The organism is Flavobacterium salmonis (genome assembly GCF_903819435.1).
Classification (GTDB): Bacteria; Bacteroidota; Bacteroidia; order Flavobacteriales; family Flavobacteriaceae; genus Flavobacterium; species Flavobacterium chungangense.
Window position 1 is genome coordinate 15759 of the sequence record NZ_CAIJDP010000058.1, and the last position, 16477, is coordinate 32235.

At 34.2% G+C, this 16477-nt stretch carries 11 protein-coding genes; 1 reads left to right on the top strand and 10 read right to left on the bottom strand.

Features of this window, described 5'->3' with window-relative positions; all coding sequences use genetic code 11:
• Nucleotides 1–37 precede the first annotated feature (37 nt).
• A complete protein-coding gene (locus tag FLACHUCJ7_RS04150; protein WP_180908006.1) occupies nucleotides 38–2422 on the top strand; it encodes a TonB-dependent receptor in 2385 nt (794 codons plus the stop codon).
• A 256-nt stretch (nucleotides 2423–2678) separates the two neighbouring features.
• Here the strand turns inward: FLACHUCJ7_RS04150 and FLACHUCJ7_RS04155 are convergent, their stop codons facing one another.
• From FLACHUCJ7_RS04155 to FLACHUCJ7_RS04200, 10 genes are all read right to left on the bottom strand, one after another.
• Nucleotides 2679–3146, bottom strand: coding sequence for a hypothetical protein (locus FLACHUCJ7_RS04155; RefSeq protein WP_078227589.1), 468 nt, complete (start codon nucleotides 3144–3146; stop codon nucleotides 2679–2681).
• Nucleotides 3147–3441: 295 nt separating this feature from the next.
• On the bottom strand, nucleotides 3442–4170 hold the full coding sequence (locus tag FLACHUCJ7_RS04160) for a phosphodiester glycosidase family protein (protein ID WP_078227988.1): 729 nt from the start codon (nucleotides 4168–4170) through the stop codon (nucleotides 3442–3444).
• 72 nt (nucleotides 4171–4242) lie between these two features.
• A complete protein-coding gene (locus FLACHUCJ7_RS04165; RefSeq protein WP_123921988.1) occupies nucleotides 4243–4710 on the bottom strand; it encodes a hypothetical protein in 468 nt (155 codons plus the stop codon).
• 279 nt (nucleotides 4711–4989) lie between these two features.
• Complete coding sequence (locus FLACHUCJ7_RS04170; protein WP_180908007.1) at nucleotides 4990–5946, bottom strand: tetratricopeptide repeat protein; 957 nt, start codon at nucleotides 5944–5946, stop codon at nucleotides 4990–4992.
• A gap of 270 nt (nucleotides 5947–6216) precedes the next feature.
• On the bottom strand, nucleotides 6217–6765 hold the full coding sequence (locus FLACHUCJ7_RS04175) for a hypothetical protein (protein WP_180908008.1): 549 nt from the start codon (nucleotides 6763–6765) through the stop codon (nucleotides 6217–6219).
• Between the two features lie 250 nt (nucleotides 6766–7015).
• Nucleotides 7016–7831, bottom strand: a complete 816-nt coding sequence (locus tag FLACHUCJ7_RS04180) for a rhamnogalacturonan acetylesterase (protein WP_078227585.1) — start codon at nucleotides 7829–7831, stop codon at nucleotides 7016–7018.
• On the bottom strand, nucleotides 7831–8817 hold the full coding sequence (locus FLACHUCJ7_RS04185) for an alpha/beta hydrolase (RefSeq protein WP_180908009.1): 987 nt from the start codon (nucleotides 8815–8817) through the stop codon (nucleotides 7831–7833). The genes FLACHUCJ7_RS04180 and FLACHUCJ7_RS04185 overlap by 1 nt, the downstream gene beginning before the upstream one ends.
• Before the next feature lie 72 nt (nucleotides 8818–8889).
• The gene (locus FLACHUCJ7_RS04190; protein ID WP_180908010.1) at nucleotides 8890–11178 is read right to left on the bottom strand and encodes a glycosyl hydrolase family 28 protein; all 2289 of its coding nucleotides are present in this window, start codon (nucleotides 11176–11178) and stop codon (nucleotides 8890–8892) included.
• Between the two features lie 12 nt (nucleotides 11179–11190).
• Nucleotides 11191–14409, bottom strand: coding sequence for a pectinesterase family protein (locus FLACHUCJ7_RS04195; protein WP_180908011.1), 3219 nt, complete (start codon nucleotides 14407–14409; stop codon nucleotides 11191–11193).
• A gap of 295 nt (nucleotides 14410–14704) precedes the next feature.
• Entirely contained in the window at nucleotides 14705–16396 is a 1692-nt protein-coding gene (locus tag FLACHUCJ7_RS04200) for a glycoside hydrolase family 28 protein (RefSeq protein ID WP_180908012.1), read from the bottom strand.
• Between the last annotated feature and the right edge of the window lie 81 nt (nucleotides 16397–16477).

Here is a 16477-nt window from a genome sequence, read left to right on the forward strand (position 1 = left end):
GATATTTGCCCTCATTATTAATAATTAATTTTTTAAGATGAGAAACATGTTTTTGTTTATAGCATTCATGCTGAGTACTGCAATAGTGGCACAGGTTAAAATTTCCGGAAAAGTGGTGACGATAGAAAATAATCCTGTAGAATATGCCGAAGTCATTCTATTCTCAGACAAGTCAGTTCCGCTGATTAATTCCCTGACAAATGAAAAAGGTGAATTTAATATCGAATATCAAAAAGGTATTTACAAATTAGAAATTCGTCAATTTAAAGAAATCTTATACGCAAAAAACATTGAATTGAATTCGGATTTTGAAGCAGGAAACATACCTGTAAATACAACAAATACATTAGAAACGGTCGTAATTTCAAAAAAGAAAGAACTCATAGAAAGAAAGGTTGACCGACTTGTTTTTAATTTAGAAAATACAATCAGCGCAGTTGGTGGTGATGCTCTGGAAGCCTTAAAAATTACTCCTGGTGTACAGGTTAGAAATGAGAACATCACCATTGTTGGTAAACAAGCAATAAGGGTTTTGATTGATGACAAAATGCTGGAACTTGGTGAAGAAGATTTGGCGAATTTCTTAAGATCAATTCCCGCTGATAATATCAAAAGTATTGAAGTCATTACAACACCACCAGCTAAATATGATGCTGCTGGTGGGAGCGGATTAATTAACATTAAACTGAAAAAATCTCAAAAAGATGCCTGGAGCCTTACTCTAGGAAGTACTTATCTGCATCGATCCAAAGATGATGAGGGATCGGTTACCAGTAATTTTATGTACAATAAGAATAAGTTAAGCCTTAATTCTTCATTAAACTACAGAAACGGCGGAGAGTCTTTTGATTATCAGGATTATATTTACTTTTCTGACGAATTTTGGAACACCAAACAAACCTTTAACAGAGATTACAACAGGTTAAACGGAGTCCTGGGTATACAGTATGCTGCAACTTCTAATTGGGCTTTTGGCTTTCAGTACATTACAAATCTTAATAAAACAAAAGCTAACAGACCTGCAGGATCATTTGTTTATGAATATCATAACGATGTCCCTTTTAAAAATATAACAGCTGCGACAAATTCTAATCAAAAACCTGATTTTCACTCCATAAACTTTTTTAATGAAATTAAACTTGATTCTATTGGAAAGAAAATTATCCTGAATCTGGATTATTTTAATTTTTCAAATAATGATTCGAGACCTTACAAAGGAACTTCGGAAATAAGGGATCCGTACAATATCCAGTATTTTAAAGGAATCAACAATAATATGCAAAGCACTAATAATTATTCTGCTAAAATTGATCTCGAATTACCTGCCAAATTTGCTGATTGGAGTACGGGAGGAAAAATTTCAGTTTCAAATACAGAAAATAATATTGCAGCATTCAATAGCGGACTTGTCGATAATCCTGTAACCGATATGCCGCAAATAAGCCATCGATTTGATTATGACGAATATGTTCAGGCGTTGTATTTTTCTGCAAATAAAAAATTTAAAAATTTGGAAGTACAGGCCGGACTGAGGATGGAAGCTACCCAAACAAAATCGCATGATGGAAATTTAAATGCAGTGGTAAATAATGATTACATAAAACTATTTCCTACAATCAATTTATCCTACTCTCCTGCCGAAAATTCTACATACAGATTTAGTTACGGAAAAAGGATAGGACGTCCTAATTTTTCAGAATTGAACCCAAACATAACTTACGTAACCCCATTTTTGAGCGTTGAGGGAAATCCTGTTCTAAGGCCTTATTTTGTAGATAATTTTGAACTGATTTATTCCTATAAAAAATTAGAAAGCAAGCTTTATTACAGTATAGAAAATAATATGTATAACCAAATAGGACTGCCTGATGACAATACTTCTGTTGTTCGCCTGACTAATAGAAATATGTTTAATATAAAAAGATATGGGATTTCAGAACTCTATGTTTTCGATACATTTAGCTGGTGGAGCAGTTACACTACGTTTGTTTTAAATTATTTGACTGCCGAAACTATTAATATACCGGCAAATGGCGTGGATGGTTTTTACTCCAACTTTTCTACCAATAATGATTTTGTTTTAAATAAGGAAAAAACAGTATTGTTAAATTTCAATTTCCAGTGTATGCCTGTAGGGACTTATGGTGTTAACAGGCTTGATTTATCCAGCTCAACTTCTCTTTCTGCCCAATATTTATTACTTAATAAAGATTTAAAAATTACCCTGAAAGCGAATGATATTTTTAAGACCGACAAAATGAGGTTTAATTCAACTGTTAATGGGATATATCGTGATTCTAACTATTATTTTGATACCCAATACCTGCAATTGTCTTTCAACTATAAGCTTGGAAGCAATAAAGTAAATGTTGCAAAAAGAAGAACCGGAAATGAAGAGGAAAGAGTGAGAACAGGAGTTTGATAATTACATGCCTTCCTCCTAATTAACAAATGATGGATTCATAATAAAATAAGATCCCTCGTTTTAAAAATGGTATCTAATCCTCCAAATAAACTTTATTGGTTTACTGGAGGAAAATTTTATAATGACAAACAAAACAGATGATCTGATGACTTTTGAATTCTCAAACATTATTACAAATATACAGCAGTTACAAAAGATTTAAGATTAAACTAAACCAATACCCCAATCTCAGGTAAGAGCTTTTAGCAGACATTTATCCTATTATTTCTGCAGTCAGAATTTGACACAATAGTTTTGTTGATGATTCAATTTTAACTTTAAAACTTATGTAGAAAATTAAGAATGCAGCCGATAATAATATTATAAAAAAATTCCAGGTAAAAAAGCTGCTAATTGGTTTTATAAAAAGAAATATTGCAAAAGCTAAATTCAAAATTATAATTATAAATATTGGAAGTTTTAGATAGTCTTGCACTTTAAATTTTAAATTAACTAAACTATAGTTTTCATGCTTTTCTATCTTTCCATTGATTTCTGGACGTAATTGATTTCTGGATCCATAATCAAAAGTTGGAAATATTTGAAATTCGGAATTGTATATCTTACCTTCGAATTTATATTTGTTTCCAGAGTTTGTATGAAATTTTTCTGTCACAATATTTAGTTTGTCAATAACTTCAGTAACTCCTAAATCGGTTTTTAATATTTTATTAAATGTCATTTTTAATTTATGTTTATTAATATGGTTACTGACTAATGTTCAATTCATTCAAAACTACTTTTAAATATTATTGTAACCCGTTGGGTGAAATTAAAAATAAGTGTCTGGCTGCGTCCATTCGTCTTCGCTCAGGATAAACCTAGTCGAAGCCCTTTCGTATTCAAAAGCCTTCGACTCCGCTCAGGATGACATCAATGCCCTAAGTTATAAAATGATGTTTTACTCACGATTTTATACTTTTTTTAGTCAAATCAATTTTTTTAATCAATTTCACACAACGGGTTATTGTAATAATTTATTTTGTTATTCCAATTATCACTCCGAAATTACCATCTGTTTGTATCCAGTTTTTTTCTGGTAAATACGTTCGTGAAACAAATCCATCCAAATATAAGGCATTTAAACAACCTAGTTTTTTAAAGTATTCTGCAAACTGATAGAAATTTATTTCCTTTTTGGACATTGCAAATACTATTTCGTTGTTTGGGAGAATTCCAACACCATTTCGAATATTTAAGTTTGTCGAATTTTCTTTAAAAGCGGGGTGAATTTTTCCGTTAATTACTAACATTGGCCCTGATTGCGTGGCATATTTTATTTTACCATTATCTGTAAAATCATTTGTTAAGCAAATAATTGGTGTTGTGTTAGTAGTTATGTAAAAAACTCCATTTGGTTTAAGATAAAAATTTCCCTCACCTTGAGTTGTATCGATTTCAACTTTCTTAACCTTATTCTCAATGTAGAGCCCTTGTGGTGAGCTGTCTTTTTTATACATTCCTCCATTGGTTGCAAAAACAAGTTCTCTTTTTTGTTTTGTCAATTCAACCTTTAGATTTTCAGCATTTTTAAAATTTTCACCTTCCTGGTTTTTCCAATAAAATTCAACTTTTAGTTTTTTTGGATTAACGGTATAGCTAATGAAACGTTCATCATCATTTTTTGGTTCTTTAGATTGTACAAAAAAGCCAACTGAAGTGAACAAAATTATAATTAATACTATGACAGCTTGTTTTCTCTTCATTTTTTTAGCATTTGGAAAAGCTTCCTGCAACAAATTCGATAACTAATTAAAATTTAATTTCGGCTGTGAAACTTAATTTTTAACAGTTGAATTCATAATTTTGATTGTTTTTGAAATATCGATGAAGTCTTTCATGTATTTATTTTTTTCGTCTTCATCAATTGTATTCAGTACCACAATAACAATAGTTGTTTTACATTCTATGACTAATGTAATTTGCTGGCTTTTGTCTAAATAATCATATGTTATAACCTTATATTTTCCGGTTAAAAAATTATCTTTATGAATATTCTCGAATTTTAATTCCTGCTCTCCAATTTTTACTCCTTTATTGTTTTCTTTTTGATATTGGTTTTCAATTTCAATCCAATTATCAATTTCAGGTGCGGTTTCATAATCGTTACCAAAAACATAAATATAAGTTTTATCACTTACATTTTTTTCATCAGGGACAATAAAAAAAGGAACAGGACCATCCTGAACCTGAATCCAGTTTTTAGGCATATCTACCAATAAAGTATGCTTTTTTGATACAATCATTTTAGTTTGAGCTTTTGAATAATTAATGCTCATTACAAGTATAAATAGAATAAAGTATCTTTTACTTTTCATTATGGTTGTTATTATATTAGGTTGTCTTAAGTTTTCTGTTAAAATTTGTGTTGCTGTACAAGATAACAAGTTGTGGTTATGGTTTCTTGCACAATCTATTTTTGTCTTTATAACTCAATTATTTTTTATAAATATTTTTTACTCAAAAAATCAGCAAGCCGTTTTATACTGACTAATCTTGACTAATCAAGAATGTCGGCTGTATTTTTATTCAGACAACAATTTATAAAATTCAGAATTATTTTGAATTTCAGCGATTATTTGCCCTCTCTCTTGTTCGTTCATCATTCCGCCCAATCTCCAGTAACTTAACTCAATTTTTCTATTTAAGAAATTTATGTAGTAATAAGTATATTCATTTTTATTTCTGGTTTCTTTTGTTGCTGTAACATTTTTAAAAGAATTTTCTAATTGGGCTTTTAAATCTTCTTTTTTGTGGTTTTTCAGCAAAGCATTGAATGTAATATTTACAAGTTCAGAATTACTTGCTAAACCATTTTCAATAATGTTTGGTATTAAAATATCATAAGCTTTCTCTTCTTGATTTAGACCCAAATAACATTTAGAGTACATTTGCGCCATATAAATTTCTTCCGCAGCGAATTCATTTCCGCAAAAATGGCGATATGGATATTTTTTAGTTAAATCAAGGTAACTTATTGCGCCTTGAAAATTTTTATTTTTTATCTCTAAATCAGCAAGTATTTTGCAAGCTCTGTTTTTATAATTTGCATAGGGCTCTCCCATTAATCCTGAGCCAATTCCACCTTTTTCTTTGTCATTTGCTTCACTTTCTAAGACTTTTAAAAAAGTGTTTTTAGCATTCTTGTAATCCTCAAGTTCAAATTCTGCAAATCCTTTGTTATTTAAAGCCCTGAAAATAAGTTTTGATTTTGGATATTCTGCTATTAATTCTGTGTAGTTTTTAATTACTTTATTTAGAATTTTTTCTTTGATTTCAATAGAAAAATTCTGTTTTATTTTTTCGTCCTTATCTATGCCAACCGTGTCTCTTGCACTTACAATTTGATATAATTCATCATGCAATAGTTCTTGTATTGCTACTGTTTTCTCAAATAAAATTAAATCTTCATTTAAGCTCTTTTTCTGTCCAAAACTAATTGATGAAAATAAAAGCAAGATTGTAATTAAAATATTTTTCATGATTTTGAAATTTTGAAATAGCATTATCAACGGTTCACAACTATCTACTGCTTATGGAAATAAAAACGAAGTTATGGAAAAAACTCTTTCCCATAAAAACAAAGCCAGCAATTTGAGGAAGTTGCTGTTAGTAGTTTTTGCGTTCTTTCCCCAAACTTTTCATATATAGTTGTCGATTTAAAACGAATTATTTTCTGCTTTTCAAAAAATTAAAAAAATGCTAATATTCATTAAACTTATAATAGACATACACGAGGGTTGTAGGTATTTTTATTTATCCATCTCATCGAAAATAAGAAGTTCATTGAGATAAATCCCTAATTGGCATGGCAATCTATCTTCTTCTTTAAAAGAAGCTGTTCCGCTTAATCTTCTTAAGCTCTCCTTTTCACTAGTTGAATTATCGGATTCAATTTTGTATTCTACTTCTCTACCCTGATATTTCATTTTCGTAATGTAAGGATTAGTTCGTTTTCGAAATAGTCCTGGTTCATTTTTTTCAAAGATCCAAACCTGATCATCTCCTTGAATATTAATGATTAATTTCGGTTTCTTCCATATCCAACCCCAATATTCAATACTCCCAATTTTATTTGATTCTAATAGAATCTCAAATCCTTTAACAGTGAAAAATTTAGAAATTGGCTTAATATGATATGTCTTGCCCTCAGTCTGTAGCTCTCCTGTCAAAGTTGACATAATCATCAATGTAGACTTTATCGAATTTTCGTCTATAATATTGTAATTCATTCTGTTATGGAAGCTATAGAGAGGATTTACAAAAACCGTTTTTTTAGTAAATGATATTTTTCTATTCATACATGTGTTCAATAAAATCAATCATATATTCAACCCATTTTAGGTAAATTAGTGTAAATTATATTGCATATTATTATTTTCCGAATATAATAAAATTATTTTCACAAATCATCTATAGCGTATTTTGGTTGTCCTTAAATTCTCCAAGGCTCAACTGCCATTTTTAAAATCATAAAACCTATAATAGTCAGCAATAAAAAAATGCACGAAAAATATATCTTCGTGCATTTTTAGGACCCTACCGTATATTTTATTTTTTAAAATTAGAGTTTAATTCCTTCATCCCCTGAAAAACTAATCTGGCTACCTCAACTCCTCCTTTTGTTTGAAAATGAGTGTTGTCTTTCTGGCCTTCCGGATAGGCTTCATATACCCCTGCGGGTAAATTCATGAAGTAGTTTTCAGTAACGTAAGGCTGTCCTTTTTTGGTAAAAAATTCTCTTGAAGCTTTGTTTAAATCTATTAAAGAAACCTTCATCTCTGTGGCAACATCTTTGGGTGCTTTATCATATTCGCCATGGGCATTGTTTAAAATATTTTCTTTCCACGGGAAATTCCTTGCTACAGGAGTCAGGATAATAGGATATGCTCCTTTTTCTCTTGCCTGCGATACAAAAAGCCTTAAAAACTCTTTGTACCCTTCAACATCTACATATCTTTCTGTTTTATCTACAGCTCCGTCATTATGTCCAAACTGCATGATAACTACATCTCCTTTTTTAAGGTTTTCATATACGGATCTCCAGCGTCCTTCCTGAAAAAATGTTCTGGTGCTTCTTCCTCCTCTTGCCCGGTCATCTACAAAAACACTATCTGTTTTTATTAAATTCTTTACTTGTTTTAAACTGTCTTTCGCAAAAAATTGTTGAAAAACCTGTCCCCAGCCAGTCACCGGATATCTCGTTTTCATATAATCTTTTCCCGGTTCATAATTATTGGCATAATCTGCCATAGTCGAATCCCCGATTAGATAAACGGTTGTTATATTGGATTTTTTTATTGTGAAAGCCATAATCATAAGGCTGGCAGCAATGCAAAAAATTGAAACTGTAAATTTTGAATTCATTATTTATTTAAGTTTTTAATTAAAAAATCATAGATATAATTGACCGTAGGATCAACCCAGGGTTCAAACAGCCAGAAGGGATGCATTTTTACATCAAATTTATGAACTTCGGTATAAATTCCCCATTCTTTCATCATCCCGACTAACTCGTCCTGACCTGCATGAAATCTCGAAAATCCACTGTTAATGAATAAAACGGGACAGGAATTTTCGTTTGCCCAAAAAATACCGGAAGCGTCTTTCCAGATTTCGGGCTTTTCATAAAATGTACCTCCCAGCCATTCTACATCCGGAGAATTTGGTTTTCTGTTTAAATTTAGAGACGATGGTGCCATAAAATCGACTACCCCATCAATATCAACAATAGCCTGAATTTCACTTGAAAAACCTAAATTTCCATGATCGCCTTCTTTATATTGCACCCCATTTGTTAGTCCGACCAACATTGCCAGCTGTCCACCAGCCGAACAGCCGGAAATAGCAATTTTATTAGGGTCAATATGATACTTTTCTGCATTTGCCCGCATCCATCTGACAGCCGATTTGATATTGAAAACAGCTGCCGGATATTTTGCTTCCATCGAAAGCTGATATTCTACACATACTGTTACTATGCCTTTGGCAGCTAATTTTTGTGCCATCGGAATTTGTAATGATTTATCTCCCGATCGCCATCCTCCGCCATGAACCATAATCAAAGCAGGATATTTTCCTGATTTCTTTGGAGAGAAAACATCGACATGCAAATCCCTGTCTCCAAAAGGAGTGTTTTTTAATGTGGTGTAAATAATCTGTCGGTGTTCTACAACTCCTGCCGGTAAGATATCTTTAGCTACTTTGATATCCGGAAAATGCCTGAGGTTCTTCTTAAACTCATTTGCTGCAGCAAAAGAAGTATCTCTTGGAATAACACTTACTGTCTTCTGTGCCCAAATTTGGAAACACAGAAAAAAAATTAGAACGAAAATGATTTTATCAAATCTCATTTTTTGCTTATTAAATAATGTAATCAAAATCAATAATAGGATTGAACTTCAAATATACTGACAGTAATCAATTTATTCTTTGATAAACTTCGTTGTTTTAATTTTACCATTATCCAATATAATTTGTATAAAATAGTAACCCACAGAAAATCCTTCAACATTAATGGTTTGTTGAGTTGAATCATTCCCTTTCATCTCTTTTATTTTTGCACCGAAAAGATTATAAATTACAATTTTTTCAATCCCTGTGTCAGTACTCACTGTAAAATCATTGCCTTTTACCGGGTTTGGATAAAAAGAAAATTTATTAGTAAAATTTACATCCTTCACTGATAAATTACATGATGTTGGAACTCCAGTCGTTGTATTGATGCCGCTTATTGTGTTGCTTCCGTTTACTGTTTCTGCTTTATAAGGAATAATCGCATCACCATTAGGAATACTAATAGAAGAGCAGTTTTGGAATACAAGCCCTGTTACAAAATTGGCAACCATTCCCTTCTTTGCGCTAATCTTCACATTATCGAAAACAACATTGGTAATAAGGGATTCCGGCAAACCATAAAGTACTCCTGCATTGGCTGAATTGTTTACAGTAATATTTTTGAACGTAATATTTTTCCAGGTTGGTGTTGTACTTGTAACTGTTCCGGGAGTTAATGTTGATGGTGACGCTGTAGGCTCTTTTGGATACCAACTTGTAATTGCAAACGGAGTCGATACATTTTCCATCGTAACATTCGAATAGTAAAATGTAGTTTCATTTCCCCCACGATCAATAGCTGATTTCAGACGGAATCCGTTGGAAGTGCCGTTAAAACTGCAATTATCGACAAAAACATTGTTTACATTAGAAGTGTAGCTTCCCACCGAAACACCGTGACCCTCACCAAAAGCACAATTTTTAATTTTAATATTCTGAGAATTGGCATCTACTGCCACATCATCGTCACCCACAGAGAATTTACAGTTCAGCACATCCAATCCGTCCCAGTACCATACATCCAGTGCATCTGTGTTTGGAGCAGTTTCCGGTGCAATAACTGTTACATTTTTGATTGTTCCGTTTCCACCACGGCCACTGCCGCTTTTTCCCATGGTAAGACTAACATTTGGGGCGTTGTGTACTGTAATATCAGAAATTAAAACCTTATTACAGGCCTTAAAACGTATTATCCCCGGACGGCCGATACCAGTAGCATCAAAGGCTGTCCACCAGGCGCTGCCATCTCCTTCTATAGTTCCCCCTCCGGTTATGGCAATATTGGTAAGGTTTTCTCCATAAATAAAGGTTGTATAACTATCCGTTGTTCCGCTGTTTGGATAAGAACCGGCAGGAGATCCATTTCCGTTTCCGTAAGGCATCAACTGTAGGGTCGCACCGGCCGAAATTTGAAGATTAACATTGCTTTTCATCGTAATGGGACCACTAAAAAAAGGTGAAGCAGCGGCAGGAACGACAACGGTTCCCCCTCCTGCAGCGTTTGCGGCAATAATAGCTGCATTTATAGCTGCCGCATTATCAAGATTGAAAGTGCTTCCCCCATATAATGCCTCGGTAATCACATATTGAGTGGCAGGTATGTTAGGCAGGATTTGTGTAGTGGCGGCATCAGGAAAAGTCTCTGCCACAAATTGTGCAACACGGGTGGTATTTGCGGTCATAGCAAACGTAATTGTTCTATTTGTCGAAACAAGAGTTCCGTTACCATCTACCCATTTTGAAAAAACATATCCATATTCTGGATTTGCCGTCAAACTTATCTGGATTCCTTCTGCATATTGGGTACCGGATAGATTCCCAATTATTGCTCCCGATGAAGCAGGACTCACATTGGTTGTCAAACTATACATGGTAACACTGGGGTCATTGGTCACTTTTTCAAAATAATCAAAATTACCTACATAGTTATTTCCCGAGACAGGTTTAAATACAAAATACAAATCATGTGTGCCTGCCGTTTGGCTTATTGCAGCAGAAACAATTTGATAAGTTGTCCAATTTGCCGTTGAAGTCGCATTAACACTGGCTGTACCAATCAGAGTACCAGCAACTGCATCTATTCTTATTTCAACAGTCCCGGCCAAAGTCCCAACTGTTTGTGATCCGGTTTGCGTTTTACTGGCAGCTGCGATATCAAAACGGGTATCATATTGACTAAAAACATGTCCTGCGAATTTAACCCAATATCCATTTTTGCAACTTCCGATATTCTTACCTCCGGAGAGAGCCGCATTAGCTTCTTTAGATACACCATTGTAGGCGCTATAGTTTTCTGCTTCAATACGCTGAATTGTTTGCGAAAATACTGTTAATGAATAGAGTACCAGTAATAAGGAAATAAAATATTGTTTTTTCATATTTAATTTTTTTTAGTTTTTAATCACTTTTACTTTATATACTACTCCTTCTGTATTTTTCATACTAATAATGTAAACACCGGAAGTCAATGTGCTTAAATCTACTGATCGGGTTGTATTTGCTGCTAAAACACCTTGCTTAACCTTTTGTCCCAGAATTGAATAAACTTGATAATTTACGCTTCCGGTTCCTTCTGGCAATGTTAGGTTCACGATATTATTTGTCGGTATTGGATATGCACTTACTTCTTTTGATTGATTTTTCGTCCCTAAACCCAAAGTACCCAAAGTACTGATAGCGCTCAAACCACCATATTCACTAACAGATTGTACTGTATAAACATAATTACCTCCTGCTGTTGCACTAATATCTTCATAAGCTGCATCAGTTGTAATTGCCAGCACCTTGCCGTCTCTGCTTACAACATAACAAATCGCATATTGATTATCATCCCATTTTAGCGTGTTGTTACCAAGATTCAAAAGATTAGTTGGAGCAGCAACTTGTTCCACCACCAAACGCGGATCCCATTTGTCTGTACCGCTAAGGACATTCTCTATAGTGTATTGATCTGCCTGTGCTTTGGTCAAAATTGGATTATAATTTCCTGTCTGATTAACACCTCTTACTGAAAATACATTGGTTCTGTTCGCAGTATTGACCGCTACTCCACTTCCATTTACACTATTATATTCTGCAAAAAGTGCCGGTAAAGTTCCCATACTTGCCCAACCTATTGTATTTGGCTCATTTACCATTGTAGTATTTATATAAACAGCTCTTGGCGCATTTTGCCAGGGACGGCCTAAATAATAACTGGTAGTTGCAGTAATGGTATTGTTGTTAAAAATATATCCGTACTGAACATCGGCAGTATGATTTGGAGCCACGATGTAACCGCCTCCTGAAGTCAATTTACATTCTTCAAACCAGTGTGTTCCTCCTCCACAGATAAAATCTACATCACCTTCAATAGTTGATTTATAGTAAAAACTTCTATTTCCGCCTGTAACCTGGGTATCCTGCTTGCTTCTTAATTTGATTCCGTTATATACATTTCGGTCTCCGGCAGGGTTTAGTGCTGGTCTTTGGCCTGATGTTGTGATTCCGTCTTTGTGTTCTATTGTTATATTCTCCATGTATAAATCATTGGCTTCAATAGAAAGAACCGCATTCTTGATTCCCCATCCCGGATTTCCCTGAAGTATTACCTTGTCTTTTGACTGAGCAATTAAGGATACATTATTTTTTCCTGACGGAAGCTGAAGTACAATTCCCTGAGGGCTTGTTCCGTCACCTCCAAGATTATAAGTTCCGTTCGTAATCAGTATCAAAAATCTGGCTGATGAATTCGAGGGTGCTGCAGTAAATGCCTCTGCAATGGTTTTTACGTATTTTCCTGAAGCTATTTGATCTACTGTTGCATTTGCATCAACAATTAAATTGAATACACGTTTTGCAGGAACCGGTTTTTCCATTGTTTTAAATGATAGAGAAACTGCCGCAGCATTATTACCCGAAAGATCTGTAACCAATCCTGCTGGCAGACTAAAAGTATATTGTGTATTATAGTCTAAACCGAAATAGCTGAATTTTACTGTTTTATTTACAAATTCTGCCGTTAAATTTTTTCCGTTAAGTGTTGCCAATCCTGTACCTAACTTCACTTTTTCATCGTAATTAAGGATAATATTTCCGCTGGCACCAGCCGTTGTTGAAGCATTCGCAGGAAGTGAAGACAAAAGCACAGGAGCAACTGCATCCGAAACTAAAACTTCTTCTGCTTTGATTATCACATTAGACAATACTGTTGCAGTTACATCAGTTGCACTTCCGTGTTTTGGTCCGTTCACATTTGGAAACCATCTCAGATATATTTTTGCTTTTCCTTCTGCTTCAACCGGAAGTATTCCTCCGATTGGCGTAACTGAGCTTGTATTTATGGTTGTTAAGCCTGAAATATTCTGAAAAGTCACACCATCAAGTGAATATTGAAAAGTCCATTCGTCACAGCCATAATAGTAACCAATAAGCCCTGATGAAATAGTAATATTTTTATATCCAACCGTTGAAAAAGAGGTACTAAAATAGAAGAAATCGCCTCTAACCGTATTCCAAACACAGAAACCATTTTTCCCGCCTCTATTTTGCAGTCTCACATTCGGAGCAAAAACATTATCTGCAACATTATAAGCAGATAGCTCAGGTTTGTTTTCAACTTTAGAAAACAATTCGGCAATTCTTGGATTAGCATACTGATCGTTCTTGAAGGTCCAGCCTGCTATAAATGTTGCGTTATCGTAAGTTCCTGTGACAGATCTGTTTTCAGTCATTGTAACAGCAGTACTTAAAGCAGTTGATCCGTCTGACCAATTGTTGAATTTAATAATATCATTTTCGACCGCCGTAATCGTAACATTTGTGCCTGTTTCGTAAACAGAGAATGCACCATCTTTACCAGCAGGAGAAACCGTATATTCGCCCAAACCGAAAGCGCCTGCAACATTTACATTTAAGCTATAGGTATTTACTGCTGCATATTCTGCAACCAAATTAGCATTTGAAGTGATCGTAAAAGTATATGGATTTGCCGTTGAAACAGGAGTTCCGTTTCCATCTGTCCATCTAACAAAGTTATAACCAAAGTTTTTATTTGCGGTTACAGTAATGGCAGTTCCATCAACAAAACTAACTCCCCCGGGATTCGAAGAAACTGTACCCGATGCGGCAGGACTTACATTCGTAGTTAAACTATAAGTAATCGCACCCGGAATGGTAGTCACTTTTTCTAAATAATCTAAATTAAATAAGTAACCCGTATTGGTTGTATGCTTAAAAACCAGATATAAATCATGTGTTCCGGTTGTAGGTATAATTGTTGTTGAAAATTTTTTGTAATCGGTAAATCCGGTTGATCCGCTTACTGTTACAGTTCCAATTAAAGTTCCGGTTGCCGAACCCAATCGCAACTCAATCGTCCCTCCTGTTGCTCCGGCTGCCAAAATATTAAAGCTACTGTCGTATTGATTAAAAAAATGTCCGGTAAAGCTAATCCAGGTATTATTTTTAATGTATCCAACATTTTTTCCTCCGGAAAGCGCAGCATTATTTTCTGCTTTTGCGCCTGAAGCCGTATTAAATGCTTCTGCTTCAATTTTTTGAATGGTTTGTGAAAATCCCATTACTGAAAAGAGCATCAGTAACAAGAACATAAAGCATTGTTTTTTCATTTGTGGTTTGGTTTTAGTTAGTAAGTTATTTTTTCCTGCTCCGATTTTAATTTCGGAGAAAGGTTCATTCTATTTAATTTCTCATATTTAAATAATTTTCATCAGTTCGAGTAATCCCGCCCAAAAGCGGGATTGTATAGAGAACCGTAAACTATCAAAACGGTTCCCTATAGATTTTTTTCTATATCGATTACAGAAAACACTCGAATTGATTTTTTTAATATTTTAATTATAATCCTGAGCTTAGAACTAATCACTAGGGACTATTTACTAAGGACTAAGGACTAATCACTAATTACTCAACAAGTTTTACCTCGTCTTTAATTGACTCCAGCACTTTTATATCTTCATCAAAAGTCATTTTCTGACCATTTTTCTTCAATGATATTTCTTTTGTAGAAGTACCTCCAACCCAAAACAATTGGTTTTCTCCGGTAGCTTTAAAACTTCCGACATTTATATTCTGGCTGTTTGAAAGACTGATCGCTATACCCGGTTTATCCAATCTTAGATCAATATTTTCAAAATCTATTTTACTTCCATAATTGATTTGGATCCCTGCTTCTGATCGAATAACCATGTTTTTAAATTGCAGGTTTTCAACAGGCATTTCCGGGATTCCCATAATTTTCAAAGCTTGTCTGGCGCCGTTTACATAAATATTTTTGAAATACATGTTTTTAAAGGAAGGAGTCTCTTCTGAAACTGCCATTTTTTCAACCGTCATTTCGCCTGTTTCCGGATCTTCATCAATTGCTTTTCCAAAATAATACAGGTTGAAATTGATTGCATCCGTTGGAATATTGTTCATTTTTATATCTTCCATCCAAATGTTTTCAACTGCACCGCCACGACCTCTGACTGATTTAAACCGTAAACCGCAATCGGTACCGTTAAACGTCAGGTTCTTAACAAATATATTTTTAACACCACCTGACATTTCGCTTCCAATTACAAAACCGCCATGAGCATGATACACAACGCAGTCTGTAATTACGAATAACTCTGTTGGTTTTCCTCGATCCCTTCCTTCTTTATCTTTACCTGATTTAATGCAGATCGCGTCATCCCCTACATCAAAACGACAGTTGGTTACCGTACCGATTCTGCAGGATTCTAAGTCAAGACCATCTCCATTTTGAGAATACCATGGATTGCGAATCGTTAGATTACTTAAAGTAACATGCTCGCACATTAACGGATTGACATTCCACGCTGGAGAATTCTGAAAAGTAACCCCATCCAACAGCAGTTTTTTACAATTCACCAAACTTACCATTACCGGACGAAGCGCCTGTTTATAAGGCTCCATGTTTTCTATAGTAGCCGTTTTAGGAAGTTTGTCTTTTTCTTCATTGCCAATATAAGCTCCTTCAGAAGGGTACCAAATTTTGCGGTCTTTAGATAATACTCCTCCGGATTTGATAAGATCTTTCCATTGTCCGTCGGTCATTTTGCCAATTTTAACCGGACGCCATACCGAACCATTGCCATCAAAAATTCCTTCTCCTGTAATGGCAATATTTTCTAAGCCAACTCCCATAATTGGAGATTCACAGCGAATAACCTTGTTTCCTTCAAAATAGGATTCTATCAGTTTGTATTGTTTTACATCACTGGTAAACAAAATAAAAGCACCATTTTTGGTATGAAGATTTACGTTGCTTTGCATCTTTATCGGACCCGTAATCCACATGCCTGACGGAATCACAACAACACCTCCACCCGATTTTGAGCATTTTGAGATAGCTTCATTAATCGCTTTTGTACAAAGTTGTTCCGTATTTGGAACAGCCCCGAAATCAACAATATTCAACGTGTCTTTTTTAAACTTTGGAAGCTGTACTTCCGGCATATCAAAAGGAAGTTTCATTTCTGTTCCTGCCTTGTTTTTTTGTTTAGATTTATTTTGAGCAACAATATCGTTACAGAAAATCAGGAAGAACATTACTAATCCAATGAGGGAAACGGCTTTAATTTTTATCATAATTAATTTATGTTTTAATAGCTGCTATAATTTTTTGAAGCAGAAAAATTGAATGTTTTCAGGCGTGTAGTCCCGCTATTC